This window comes from Nocardia sp. NPDC004568, assembly GCF_040609955.1.
Taxonomy (GTDB): domain Bacteria; phylum Actinomycetota; class Actinomycetes; order Mycobacteriales; family Mycobacteriaceae; genus Nocardia.
The window spans coordinates 94,732-109,723 of sequence record NZ_JBEXLL010000012.1 but is presented as its reverse complement, the minus strand read 5'-3'; the positions used below and the strand labels follow the sequence as shown (position 1 = coordinate 109,723).

Below are 14,992 nucleotides of genomic sequence, written 5' to 3'. Positions count from 1 at the left end.
ACGGCTGCGTCAACAACGCCGTCACGGTCCGGCGGGTGCTCTACAGCGACCGCAACTCGGAACTCGCCGACACCATGCCCGAATACACCCCGCTGGCCGGCCATACGAGACAGACGGTCATCGATGCCTCCGGCGGCGGCACGCTACACGAATTCGACAACCTCTACGAACTGGTCCGCTACCTGGAGGAGCACCCCGGCTTCTCCGCCTGGGGCATCCACAACCGTATCGCCAACGCCTTCGGCAAGCCCTCCGCTGCCGAGCTCGAATATGCCAGCAACCTCTTGGGATGCCACCGCTTCCAGCGCAGCATCGAGGAAGCCGACTACCAGCAACGCATCGCGCAGGTACGAAACGCCACCCGGGTTGTCGACCTGATGTCGGCGCTGCAGGGCCTGCCCTGGCTCGACAGCGATCCGAAGCAGGAGGGCCTGCCCTGGCTCGAGGAACAGAAATCCCGCCCATGGCTTCAGGGCCGGCCCTCCGACACCGACCTCGAGTACGCGAGAGACCACCTGGCGAGCCACCGCTTCCAGCGCAGTATCGAGAAAGCCGACTACCAGCAACGCATCGCGCAGGTACGAAACGCCACCCGGATTGTCGACCTGATGTGGGCGCTGCAGGGCCTGCCCCGGCTCGAGGAACAGAAATCCCACCCGTGGCTTCAGGGCCGGCCCTCCGACACCGACCTCGAGTACGCGAGAAACCTCCTGGCGAGCCACCGCTTCCAGCCCAGTATCGAGAAAGCCGACTACCAGCAACGCATCGCGCAAGTACGAAACGCTACCCAGGTCGCTGATCTGGTATCGGCGCTGCAGGGCCTGCCCCGACCCAAGACAAACCCGGACAAATACGACCTACCCTGGCGCGAGGAACAGAAATCCCACCCGTGGCTCGAGGCCCATGTGAAGACGTACTTCAACCAGAATCACGAACACGGGCACCCGGAAATGGCCACCTTGGATATCGCCGCCGGACCCCAGCGCCTGAAGTTCACACCCGAAGACCTCGCCGACCCAGAGGCGCTGCTCAAAACAGCGAAGACAGGCGAGGCCTTCCACAACGATATAAAACAAACACAACGGCAGATCGACCCTCTCCGCGGCACCGCTCACAGCAAGGTCTGCGCCGTATTGTTCAACGAACTAGGCGTCGCCCTCTCCCGCGATCCAGCGGATCACGACTCTGCAGCTCAATCGCACGAAGACAGTGACGCGCCTGCGGACCAATCCAACGTTATCCGGCTCCATCCCGCAGCAGCACAGGCAGAACCCGAACGCGATCCAACAGAACCATACCGGTTCGCGAACGTAGGCCACCGGCCACCAGAGGACTCACCCGAACCCGACCACACGGATCACGCCGCCGAATCCGGTCATGAACAACCCCGAGACGTCTACCGGCCCAAGCCCACGACACCCGACCCCGGTATAGGCCCCACCGAATCTCTCCGGTGGGTGCGTGCCGAGGCCGCCGCCGAGCTCGCGCGCCACGGTGTAACCGTCGATACCGCCGAACTCCAGTGGCGCGGCGGCACCACCAATACCGAGAAACCAGGGTCCGACATCGACCCGACCCTCAAACCCGACGGGGTAACGCTCGACCGGCTACGCAAACGCGTCGAGCAAATCGACGCGCTGGGCGCGGCGCTCGATAACGCACGGGTTCGACGCGACCAGGCGGCAGCGGACCTGACTGCACGAATCGCCGAATGCCGGGACCTGAACGAATCGGCGGCACAGCCAGGGTCCGACGAATTGACGGACATACCCCGGCGGCGGGACGAAGTCCGAACCGCACTCGCTCAGTGGTCGGATCAGGACAGTTCCGCCGACGAGCTCGAAGACCCGGATACGGCCACACTCGAGCAGCGATTGCGCGAGCTCGACGCAGTGGCCCTCGCCACCGAACAATTCAACTATCACGACCAATGGCACGAGACCCTCATCGAGCGAATCCGCGAAATCGACGCGAAAGCCGAACAGATCTACCGTATCGGCTCGGAACTCGGTGCAGCACAATATAGGTCGGACGAGTCTCCAGACCACGTCTGGGACCGCCTACACACCGCACTGAGTGACCTGGACCAGCTGCTGAGCGTCGCGGTCCCCCAGATCAGCGAACGAGAACCCGCCGGACTCGGCAAGGAACTGCTCAGGGTCCGGGATGCCGCCGAAGCCGAATCGGAACGGCTGCGGAATAACCTGTCGGAGCGGCTCGGGGATGGGCCGATCGCGCTGAAGGAGTTGCTGAACAGAAATTCACGGATCGTCACCGAATGGCAGCAAAGACTGGACGCCGTGTGTCGAGTGCTGGCGCGGGAACTGGATATCCCCATCAAGAATTTCAGCTCTCTCGAGAAGACTGGGACGATACTGGAGGAATTGTCCAGCCAGCTCGACTACTCCGGCTTGCCTTCCGAGCTGGACGAGCCTTATGACGAGCTCTGTGCGGCCTACACTGTGATGGAGACGATCGAATCGATCCATCGAACGACCCTGCGGGTGAGTCGCATCGACGCATTTCAGGCGGCGTTGCGTGATGTTCATACCTGGTGGCGGCAGGCACACGCGCACAACCGCCCGGCCGGCGAGATCGCGGCGATCTATCGGCGAGTGGCGACGATGGCCCATCGGCTCGATGACATCGCACACGGATACCAGGAATGGTCGAACGACCGAGAGCTGTCGGGCAAACGCGACCGGTACCTCGACAATTTGGCCGACCATCTGGGCATGGATTTCCGGCGGCCACAGTCCGGGCTGGAGGATAAACTCCGGGCCGCCCGTGAATCGCTGCGGTCGGAGATCGGCTGGAAGACGCCGCTGTCCAGCGATCAACTCGAACAGTTGGAGCGAAAAATCAGCGCGCTACCGCCGCTGAAAGCGGACGGAACGCCCGATTGGTCCCACCTGCGCCAAGAGGAAACAGTATGGGGGGCCGCGCACGACCTCGCCGGACTCCAGACGCTGGCCGCCGCAGCCACGGTCGTCGAGCAGAATCGTGTGCTGACCGCCGAGCTGGACCGCCGCCTCGCCCTCATAGCCCTCGAGCCCGCTTGTGTGCCAACTGTTTTCGAGGCACCAGGCGGTCCGGCGCGTCTCACGGATATCGGCCCGGAGGTGGCCGAAGGTTTGCGCCCCGAGCTGGTGGAACTGCGTGCGAACGCCGCCAAAACGCGTGAAGTCGCGCGCACCGAGGTCGACCAGATCGCCCGCAGACACGCCGGTTTCGCTGTTTGGTCGGTATGGACGCTAGCTCCCGACTCCGATGCACCGGTGCGACTGGACTCCCTGCGCACAGACGTGGCTGCCCAGATCAGCCAGGAGTGGGGAGCCGATCCGACGGCGGTGACTCTGGAGCGGGTCGAGCAGCGAATCGCGGAACTCACCGGCGCACGGGATGCCACCACGGAGGTCGCCGCCCTCGAACGGTACCGGGACATCGAATCGGTCCTCGGCAATGCGCATTGGTTCCACCGATACGACGCATGGGTCCGGGCCATCGATGTACTGAACCAGGCGATCGACGAGGCGCGGTCTCAGGAGTTCCAGAGCGAGATGCGGCTGGCCGACCTGCAGCTGCGGGCTGACCGTGCCGATACCGCAGATGACCGGCACCGGACGCTACGGGAGCTGGCCGCCGCCGAGGACGAGCACCGCGAGCTGGAGCAGTGGTCCCGGTATCTGTCCGAACAGGCTGACGTGCTCGGTGCACAGGCGGGTGCGCGAGCACGGGCATTGGCAGCGCGGCCGGTGTCGGCAGACCGACGTGGGGCGCAGGACCGAAACACCGAACTCGAGACGTTGGACATGGAACTGGACGAGAGGTTCGCCGCTGTCGCTGCCGGTATCGCGCTCCGGAAAGCCAGGACAGCCGCCGGCCAAGGGGTGTCGCTACCCGGTCCCGGCGCAGACGCGAATACGGCGGACGAGACGCCCGATGACGAGCCGCGGGGCGGGAGTGCGCCGATCGGTTCCCGGTCGGACGACGACCTGGATGGATCGGATGGGCGGTCGGGGAAAGTGGTCTCGTACCGGGCCGCCGAAATGAACCGATTATTCGAGGAAACCATCGGGTCCACGGTGTCTGTCGGTTTGCGACAGCATCGGGATGCTCTGGTGCGGAGTTTGAGTCGGCTACTTGCGCACGCAGTCCACCAGGACACGTTGAAGGGGATTTCCGACCCGGGCTACCCGGCGGAGTGGAAACGCGAGCGCGATGTGCTGGAGGCGGAACTCATCCGGTTGAACGGGCAAGAGCCGGATGGATATCGACGTGTGGAACAAGTACTGGAGCCGCTGTTGAACCACTTGCGGACGCTGGACCGTGACGGGTGGCAGCGGCTGGGGCAACGGATGTCGACCGGGAAACTTCAGGTGCTCGGCTCCTGGATCCTGCGCGGGATTCTGCTACAGAATCCCACAGACCAGGATCTGCCGAACGTTCGTGAGCAGATCGACTGTACGCCCGCGGCTCAGCACATCGATCTGATGACCATGATCGGAACCCCGGAGTCCGATCCGGAGGCCGAGGCAATGGCGGATTCAGATCCGCTGATCGAGTGGCGATTGCTCGGCGAGAGGGCGGGGACCGGCTCGGCCCTCGGCGAGCTCATCACCACGGTGACCTCCTACCTCGAGACCAGCCTCCTCTCCTACCTCGCCCACGGGGTCGTCAGTGCGCGAACGGACTTCGCTCGCTCCCTCGGGCCGTCGGATGGCCTGACCGAGCCCGCCACACCTCACGAACAGCTCGAAACCGCCGGGCAGCGCACCGAGAACGTGGAGCGGGTCACCGAATTCCGGCAGGTCGGCGAGATGACGGAATCCGGAGTACCCGTCGGAGAACCCGCCGCCGATGCAAACGGGGCGCGGCAGCTGCTCGACGAGCTCAGTCGGATGGTGACGCTCCGTGATCATTTGCTCGACGAGCTCAGTCGGGTGGTGACGCTGCGTGATCAATGGGCCGACCTGTGCCACGTTCCGGTGAGTGACCTGGGCGACCGGAGATCCGGGGCAGCGGGTCGGCTCAGATCGGTACGCCGTGAGTTTGCACAGCTCGGGGACCGGTTGCAGCAGGCAATTGCACCGGAGGGAAGATCGCGCGCCGACGTCGGGCCGACTCCGAGCCGGGTGGACCAGATCGCCGCGGAGTGGGAAGCCGAGCTACTGGCTACCCGCGGCAAGAGCGATGAGGCCCGCATGGCCGAACTGTACGAGCTGCTGCGGGCAGCGACCCGGTGGAGGCGGCTTCTGTCCCTGCTTCGATACACCGACCGGTACGAGTGGCTGGTTGCGGAGGTGAACGACCGGGTCGACGAGGTCAGTCTGGCCCGCGATCGGCTCGTCGCCGAGGGGGCACCGGATTCGTGGCAGCACGCTTCGGGCTGGGAACCGGTAGGCGCACCACGAGAGTTCACACCTGTCCCGTCGGCTGCCGCGCAAGTATCGAGCTGGGGGCAGTGGATTGCCGAGGCGGCCGAAACCCGTCGCCGTTTCGTTGCCGATACAGTGGCGCGTGCTCGCAGGCTCGGCATCGACGAGGCGGCGACCGCGAGCACACGTGAATTGGCCCGGGCCGTCGGTGTTCACAGGGACGGCTACCAGAAGCGAGCCGCCGCGCTACGCGACTTGCCGCTGCTGCTGCGCGAACGGACCGAGGCGGAGGCCGACGCTTTCGACATCGAGAACGGTGCGGTCGACCTGGAAAGCCGTATGGTTCTGGACGGCTTTGCGCAGATGGCAGAGCAGCGTCTGCGCATCGAGGCGGCAACCGCCGTTGCCGAGGAGGTGATCCGGGACCAGATCCTCGCCCGCGGCGGCAGGCGGTTGGGATCGGGAATCGGTGTCCTGGAAGTCGACGGCGAGCCGCCGCAGCTGCTCGTAGCCGGGCCGGTGTCGCGACTGGAGCAGGTGCTCGAGGGCGTGGATTCCGACGAATTCGACGATCTGATTCGCCGCGGGGTGGAGCTGCGTGGGTGCCACGTTGTGGTCGACGAGCACGGCCGGGTGTTCGTCCACGAAGTGACGCGTGCCGGGCGTTCCGCGGGCCGGCCGGGCACGGAGGTGGGGCCCGAGCCCGATCCTGCGGTGGCGCCCGCTCGCGTCGCCCGGGGCGACTATGACCGGCGCTCGGCGCACGACGCGATCACGGACCTACTCGCGGAGTGGGAGGCCGACGGCCGCACCGGCGACCGGCTCACCGACCATGCCGCTTTCCTTCCCGACCCGGTAGGCGGCGGTGGTCTCGTGGTCGTTGCCGCGCCACCTGGGGGACACAATCGCGCGATGGCCGAATTGGCCACGGCGCATCCGCGTTTCGCGGGTGCCCGCTGGCGGCCGGAGTTCGATTGCCGGTATCGGGCGGTGGAGCCCGGGATCGAAGGACCGGTCGTGACCACGATTTCGGCTCCGGCGGCCGAGGGTCCGCATCGTGCCGCCCTGCCAATCGAGACCGAGGGTATTCTGCTCGACGAGTATCTGCGGTATCGCCGACTCGGTCTGGTGAACATCGGGTTCGGTGACTGGCTCGCCCAGCTCGGCGACCAGTGTTTCGACCGCGGCGCACTCAAACGCGATGGCACGGTCCAGACATTCGCCGTCGCGGCGGCCAGGGAACAGCCGACAGTGAGCAGAGATCTTGCCCACCCGACCGCGGTCCTTATTCGCATCACCACCCGGGAATTCGCGCTTCCGGACCTGTTCAACCCGAGACTCGGCCCCACCACGGGCATCGCCTCTTTGGTGGGTGTGATCGATATAGGCGGCATGACAGCGGAAGTCGAGATCGTCGATGACGGTCGATCCTGGCGCGTGGCACCGCCGCACGGGGATGGACACCCAGGCGATGTGCTCAACCGATGGTTCGCCGGATCGTCTGATCCCGATCCGGATCGGCTCATGTACCGCCTGGCCCGAACCATCTCCGACTTCACGCCGGGTGACAAGTCGGTCGCGCTCGGCCGCATCGAGGCCCACCCGGGCAGCGGCACCCGCCACCACCCTTGGCTTCTGCGGGGCTTGGCGGCGGGCGAACCCGTGCAGATCGACCTGGTGCCAGAACAGGGCGGTTGGCAATACAGGGTGGTTTCCGGTCGTGCCGAGTTGAGTACCCCGTTCCACAATCGGACGCTCGCCGGACTGGCGCGGCATCTCACCGACCAGCTGCGCATCAGCAATCTCGATGTCGAAAACCAACAGCCGCGACCGTTGCAGGTCTCGCTGTCACCGGAAGAGAACGATGCATACCGTGATCTCGTCCGGCAAGCCGAGGCCGCCGCCGTCGAGTCGCGCCTCTGCGCGCAGCGGCGGGATGCGCTGGCGCGTCGGCTCGGGGTGGCCTCGCCGGACGAGTTGAGCATGGACGCCGATCCTGCCGTCCGCAACGCGGTGATGGCAGATCTGCACACCGCGGTAGAGCGCGATCGCACCACTCTCGCTGCCGCGGTCGGCGTCGATCGGTTCGAGCTGGACTCGATTTCGATCACGGACTCCGAACACAGGCTGCGGCGCGACGAAATCGAGCGACGCAAGGCTGACATCCACGCGCTGGCCGAGCTACTCGTTCGCCAGGAAGAACTCGCCGCTGCCACGTCTCGCGCTCGAGTGGCCCGCGACGCCGCCATCACCGGCCCGGTCGTCGCCGCGGAACGTGAGGGCCGGTCCCGGAGCAGACAACTCGGACCTGGCATCGCGTTCCACCCGAACCTGGCCGGACCTGGAGGCGTCCTGGTGGTGGTCGCTCCGCCCGGCGGGCACTCGGCGGCTGTGTCGGCACTGGCAGCGGAGCATCCCGAGTTCGCAGGCGCCGTGTGGCGCGATGAATTCCAGAAACGCTATCTGCAGGTCGACGTGGAGCCCAACGGGCGGATCGCCATCACTCGGCTCGTCGTGGAGCCCGACGATATCCGCGATCGCGACCGGAGGTGGGAGGCGTATCGCTTCCTGCTTCATCAGTACCTGGTCTTCCGGGAGGCCGGCCTAACCCCTCTCGGATTCGGCGAGTGGCTGCGTCAACTCGGTGACGACGCATTCATGCCTGAGGAACGAGGCGCCGGCGTCCCGATACCGGTTGGGTGGAAAGGCATCGCGCTCGAATGGCTTATCTCGATGTACGACCTCGTCGAGCTGGGGCATCGAACAGTGCTGGCCGACCCCACACTCGATCCTCGGCATCCGGCACACGTCCTGCACCGGCTGATGACCCGCCAAGTACCGCCGCTTGTGTGGGGCGAGCCACGACACCTGTTCGACCTCAGCAAGGTGTCCGTAACGCTGGAAGGTATACCAACCGAACTGCTGGCCGAGCGCTATGGACACGAATGGCGTATTGCTCGCGGAACCATATTCGTGATAAACGATGTGCTGGCCACACATTTCCCTGATCTGACCGGGGAAACGCCACGAGCACTCGCCGAGTCGGTAGTAGCTCTGCTGCGCGAACGGCCACCGGTGGACGATGTCGGGATGCATGCGGACCCGAGCCTTCCGGCGACGGGTCTGCTCGCCGCCTTCGACTCGGCCGGGCAGGGGCCGGGCAGCCCGGCGATCAACGTTCCCGAGGATCGGGTGGCAGCCATCCACACGTGGGGAGTCGCCGGGACAGATGCGGCACGGTGGGCGGGGGCGAACTGGCATCCGGGTGGTTATCCGGACGCCGCGGCAATAGTCGCGCATGTACGCCGGACCGGCGGAACCGCGGTGGGCGTGGCCGATCGCATCGTGTTCACCGCCCGGAAGGACGGCGACGCCGTCACCATCGAGATACCAGTGGGCCGTCGCCGGCGCGGCATGATCGTTCCCGAAGTGCGTACCGTGCGCGGAGACGAGGCGGCCGACGCCTGGGCCGCCAATCTGACTCACGAACTGGGGCCGCAGGCGATATGCCACGTGATGGCGTGGAAAGCCGATGGGACGCCCGAGAGACCGTTGCAGCCTGGTCGGAGGCCGAGCGGCGTTCCCGGGCGGGATATGCCCCTTCGGCTCATCGACGGGCGCCCGCTCGATCGCAATTCTCATTCCGGCACAGTTGTCCCCCAGAACATTGCGACGCAGAAAGGGGTGTCGGTAACCGGCGATCCGACGCGAGACGCGTTGCCGGGTAGCGAATCGGGGCGCCAGATAACCGATACCGGCGACCAGGACCCGAATGCTACCGACGAGTCCCTGGGTGATGAGCGAGGGAGTGGCACTGCGCCGATCGGTTCCCGTTCGGACGACGACCCGACGGGACCGAATACGCGGTCGGCCGCGGCGGCGAGCCCGGTCGGCGACAGTCCCGGGTCTTTCTCCACGGGGCTCCTTCGGTTCTATGCCGACGGGGTCGATCCCGCGCTGCGTTCCAAGCTTCTGTTGGCCTGGATGAACCAACCCTCGACTGGCGCACCCGACGACGAATATCGTGATTGGGAGAGGGAGGTGGCGCTGCTCGGGGCGGCACTCGACCGGACTCCGTCGCGCTATGGTCCGACGACTCCGCTCAACGAGGGCGTCACCGCGCTACGGGTTGTCAACGATCTGGCCGGTCGCGATATCGTCTCCGAAATCGCGAGCACGAGTTCGGTTCGGATGACTCCGGCCGAGTTGCAGGCGAACACTGCCGGCCGAATGGTTCGGCAGCCGAGTCATGCCGCGTTGGCCGACAGGTTGGCGAAGCCGACCGAGCAAGTTCAGGCGGCGCTCGTAGTGGACGGTGAAGCCGGCCGGCCTTACGTGCTGACCGCACGTGACGGTGTGGTGATCAAGATCGACCCGCACAGTGGCCTGCCGCCGCATGTATTCGATCCGGCTACGGCGATCGGCCAACCTTATGCTGTACTTTTCGACTCGGATTTCGATGTGCTGCATCCACTCGAGGACGGTGTCCATGTGCTACCGCACACAGAGCACCCGCGTTCGGATTCTCGATTGCAGCGTTTCATGGGGATATATACGACCGATATCACACTGCGTACCGTTACGGACGAAGCTATCGCGGCAGCGGTGGAGGAAGGAATCGACCCGCGCATACTGAGCGACTGGAGTCGGCGGTCACAGGTATCCGATGAGCTGCGCCGAATGCTGGAACGGCGTGATCGCATCGGGCGGAAGTCGGCCGAGTTGCATACGCTGGCCGGAAAATACAAGCGGGCGCTGCTGGATTATTTCTACCACCAGACGGAATACGAGCGCCGCACGGCCCTGCGGCTGTCGGTTCCGGAGGCAGTATTCGGACTTTCCGAGATCGCCGAGCGTCGCGACCGAGCGGAGGCCGATCTCGGTCTGCTCGGCAAACTTCTGGATATGAAGCTTTCGGAAAACATACCCGGACAGGTATTCATCGACCCGTCCGAACCGGATAACTACTGTGGGCCCGCCGCGGTGATGGAAATGTATCAAATCACCGGGTACGACAGAATTCGACTCATAGATCGCGATGTTACTCCTACGGATGGCACGTGGAGCTTCGAATTCGCCGCGGCATTGGGCGTCTATCCACATGACTACACCGACCATACCGAGATTGCCGAGCACCTGATCGGCGAGGGTCACGGCGCGACTGCTCTGGTGCATGAAGGAAATGCGCGACCGGGCGCCGGCGGACACGCATATGTGATGACGAACTATCGTGGGCTGATCCTGGTCAGCGACTGGAACGGGAGACTTCTGCACCTCTTCCCGCCGGAAGGCCGCTTCGTCGTCGGAAGTCTCGCGGGCTACGTCCTTTCCCCAACCGAAACGGGCGTGGAGCCACTCGAACCCATGGGTGACGTAATGCGACACGAGCTGACGGAATTGGCCTCCCGAAAGGCTCGACTGGCACGAACGCGCGACGGTCTCGAAAAGGTTCGATCGGAACTGAATCTATCGAGGTCATCCCCTGATATCGACACCGATCTGGCGGCTGATATCGACACCGACCTAGCGGAAATCGATAAGCAGCTGACGGTTATCCCCGAAGCCATCGCGCAGATCGATAGGATAGCTGACGCGAAGCTGTATGGATTCGAAACCACTGTCGTGTTTCCCGACCACATCGGAGTGATTCCGGACAGCTCGCTCGCTTCGGTATTCTTGTATGGCGTCCCTTACAAAAAGCTTCTGAACCGCTCGGATGCGTTGGTGAGGGAGCTGTCCCGCATTATGAAGCCCGGTGGTGTGGCGACAATCGATACGAATGTGGGACTGTTCGCGTCCGATAACGGTCCGCGCGAGATTGCGGATCGGTTCACGGACGCCGGATTCGCCGGCGTTACTTTTCTGCACAACGGTATTCCGTTCACGCTCGATGCCATTCCTTCGGAACCTCGTGGTCGATACGAGATCCAGGTGTCGAAACCGGGCCGTGTGGTCAGCGGACCGATCGACCACACCGCGCAGCAGCCGGACCCTGCCACGGGACGATCGGGGATTACTCCGGGGCGGCATTCGTCCACCGATTTCGATTCGTCCGACCTGGATCCGGGTGAACCCCTGACCACGATGCGCGCCGAGGCCGTGGCCGCACTCGAGCGTCATGGTGTGACCGTTGATACCGAGAGGCCGGGATCCGGCATCGACTGGACGTTCGAGGTCGACGGGGTGTCGCTCGGCCGCCTGCGGGAGCGTGTCGAGCGGATCGATGCGCTGGGTGCGGCTCTGAAGGATGCGCGGGTGTGGCGTGAGAGGGCAGCAGCACACCTGATCGCACGTATTGCCGAGTGTCGGGACCTGGACGAATCGACTGTCCATCCGGGTTCCGAAGAGTTGACAGTGGTACCCGGTCTCCGGGACGAGGTCCGGAGTGCACTGGCTGAGCACTTGCGTGCGGAAAGCTCCGCCGAGGAGCTCGAGGACCCGGGCACAGCCTCACTTTTGCAGCGATTGCGGGAACTCGACGCGGTTGTCCTCGCCACCGAGCAGTTCGACTACCACGACGCGTGGCTGGCGGGTCTGGTCGAACGAGCGCGCGGGTTCGACCTCTGGATCGAGGAGGCTCACCGCACACGCGCGAAACTTGCTGAGGCGCACAATGTGCCGCCCGGATCGTTGGACAGCGATCGGGACCGTTTGAACAGAGTTCTGCGCGTCCTGGACACCCGGCTACGTATCGTGTTCGAAGAAATCGGAGATCACGAAAACGCCGGACTGGGTGGCGAACTGCACAGGCTCAGGGATCAGGCCGAAGCCGAATCCTTACGGCAGCAGGATTTTCTGTCCAGGTTGCCCGGCAGGTCGCAGACCGGTCCGACCGAGCTGTTGTGCGAAGGTTCACCTGCCCAGTCCGAATGGGCGGAAAAGCTGGACGCCGCGTGCCGAGTGCTGGCGCAGGCGATGGACATCCCCCTCGAAAGTTTCGGCTCCCTCGAGAAGATCCGGAAGATTCTAGAGCAATTGTCCGATCGGCTCGATCAGGATCGACTGGCTACTGAGTTGTGGGGGCCTTACTCGCGGCTTTACGCGGTCTACTCGGTGATGGCGACGGTCGATGAGATTCAACGATTGGATCGGCGGATAAGCCGGCTCGACGCAATCGAGGCGGCATTGCGCGATATCCGCAGCTGGTGGCGGCAGGCAGATGCGCAGGGCATGCCCTCCGTTGAGTTCGCGGCGATGTATCACCGATTGGCCGCTGCAGCTCGCCGGCTCGATGAAATGGCACAGGGTTATCGGGAGCAGTCGGAAACAGACATCCGCTATTTCGAGGCTTTGGGGCAGAAGCACAAGCTGAAGTTCTGGCAGCTGCGTCCGGGATCGCTCGAGCACGAGACGCTGGAACACAGAATCCGGCACGCCCGTGACTTGCTTCGGTCGAGCCTCCTGGGGGATCAGTCGACTCTGTCCATTGAGCAGTTCGAACAACTGGTGCGGCAAGCAGCCCAAATACCACTCGTAGAAGACGACGAATTCGTGCCCGCCGAGCCGGTCGAGAGGGAGAGCGAGTCACCGCTGTCGAGGAAGATCATCGAACGCGGCGAATTGCTCGCCGCGGCCGCGATCGTCGAGAAGAACCGTGTGCTTGCCAACGAACTGGACAGGCAGTTCGCGGCGATCGCCCTCGAATTCGGCTGTGTGCGATCCGCTTTCGCCGACGCCCGCGACCCGGCGCGTGTCATGAATTTGGGCCCCGAACTGGTCGAACTCCGTGAGAACGCCCTCAGCGTCAGTGAAGTCGCTCGTCGGGACGTCGCGCGGAAAGGCAAAAAGCTCGCTGTCCCGTCGGTATGGACGGTGTCTCCGGGTTCCCGGCGACGTGTGGTGCTGGGCCTCGAGCGCGCGGATTTGCGCGCCTCGATCGCCCGGAGATGGGGAGCCGACCCAGGATCGGTGACCTCGGTGGAAGCCGAGCGGCGTCTCACGGAACTCGACAGTGCCCCGGACGCCTCGGTGGAGGTCGACGAACTCGCACTGTTCCGGGACAGCGAGTCGGTGATCAACAGTGCGCAGTCGTTCCACCGGTACGACGCCTGGGTCCGGGCCATCGATATGCTGGACGAGGCGATCGACCGGGCTCGGCAGCAGGAGGCCGGGAGCCGGGTGCGGCTGGCCGATTTGCGGATGCGCGCCGACGCCACCGACGATATACGCCGGGAGCGGGACGCTGCCGACGAGGAGCTCCGCGAGTTGATGCGGTGGTCTCGTGAGTTGGCCGAACAGGCTCAGACGCTCGGCGAACGGGCGGGGGCGCGTGCTCGGGCATTGGCGGCTCGACCGGCGACGGAAGACCGACGCGGAGCACGAGACCGAGAAGCCGAACTCGAGACGCTGGACAGTGAACTGGACAAGCTGTTCGCCGCCGTAGCGTCCCGTATCGCGCTACGGAAAGTCAGGACAGCCGCTGAACGGGGTGTGTGGGTACCAGGACCCGGCGTAGACGGAGACGAGGCACCCGGTGACGAGCTGTCGGGCGGGAGTGCGCCGATCGGTTCCCGGTCGGACGACGACGTGGATGGATCGAATGGGCGGCCGGCAGCGTCGGACGATCTTGGGAACGGTGACGGCCGAGATGACCTGCCGGAAAGACAGAGTGACCTCCTTACCGCAGGTGGCGACCGGTTCCATATCGAGCCTGTGCAGGTCGCGCCGGGCATATTCCGCAGCGAGCATTTCACGACACCACAGTGGAAGATGCGGTCGAACGATCCTGACAAGAACGCCGCGCTCTGGGTCTTCTCGTTATGGCAGGCATATATCGCCGACTCCGGGTTGCAGCGGCTGTCCGGGCGCTTGACCGCTACATCCTCCTGGGATGAGCGTCGGGCGGCCTTGTCGGCGCTCTATTTCTGGATGGTGCAGCAGCGATACCTGCATCAGGTGCGGGCAGTCGAGCGCGATCCGAGCTTGGTGGGCTCCGAGGGAGAAGGGAGTCCCGAGAACTTCCGGGCCGTACTCGGTGTCGACGAAGTCAATGTCGATACCTTCGGGACCGTATTCAATCTGCGGGACGGCGTCGTTCGCGATCCGGAGACCGGGCGGCCGTTGGCCCATGGCGAGGACACCCCGGCATTCCGGACCGCTCGGGAAATCGGTGACCTGATCAAAGCCCGGTTGGCGGCCGAGGCACCTGGTAGCGATGTGCTACAGAATGTCGTGGACCTTCCCGACGGGAGCAGTATCGACGGAAATATGCTGTCTGCGCTGGGTTTCTTCGAGTTCGCGACCGAGACTGCGCAGTACAGTGACCGGAAAACGATCTTTGCTTCCGCGCTCGACGAACTCGCCTCTCTTCTCGAAGACCGGCGCCATGAGTCGTCGAACGACATGCTCCGGCGCTTCGCCAATGCGGTCTATCTCTTGTACCAGGCGCCGGTGACGCCGCGCGGTAGCGATGCGACCATCCGGATGTTCGTTGCCGCCACATTCGCCTTCGGTTTCGGCGGGCCGGTGCAGCTGCCGCACGATCTCGATCTGCAGGCCATGACGCGGAGCCAATCGGATTTCATCGAATGGTTCGTCGGCTGGTTGGCTGGTTCGTCCGATACGGTCGGTGCCGACTCCGCCGTGGCGGGCGCCCTGGACTCCGAAGGCCGCGT

The 14,992-nt window shown here is 64.7% G+C and carries 1 protein-coding gene (cut by a window edge); it reads left to right on the top strand.

Annotation, left to right across the window (positions count from 1 at the left end; translation table 11 throughout):
• Positions 1 to 35: 35 nt before the first annotated feature.
• Positions 36 to 14,992, top strand: partial view of a winged helix-turn-helix domain-containing protein gene (locus ABZV91_RS09080; RefSeq protein ID WP_355237764.1) — the 5' portion only. 12,148 nt of this gene lie beyond the right edge of the window; only the first 14,957 of its 27,105 coding nucleotides appear in the window; it begins with the start codon at positions 36 to 38; its stop codon lies beyond the right edge, outside the window.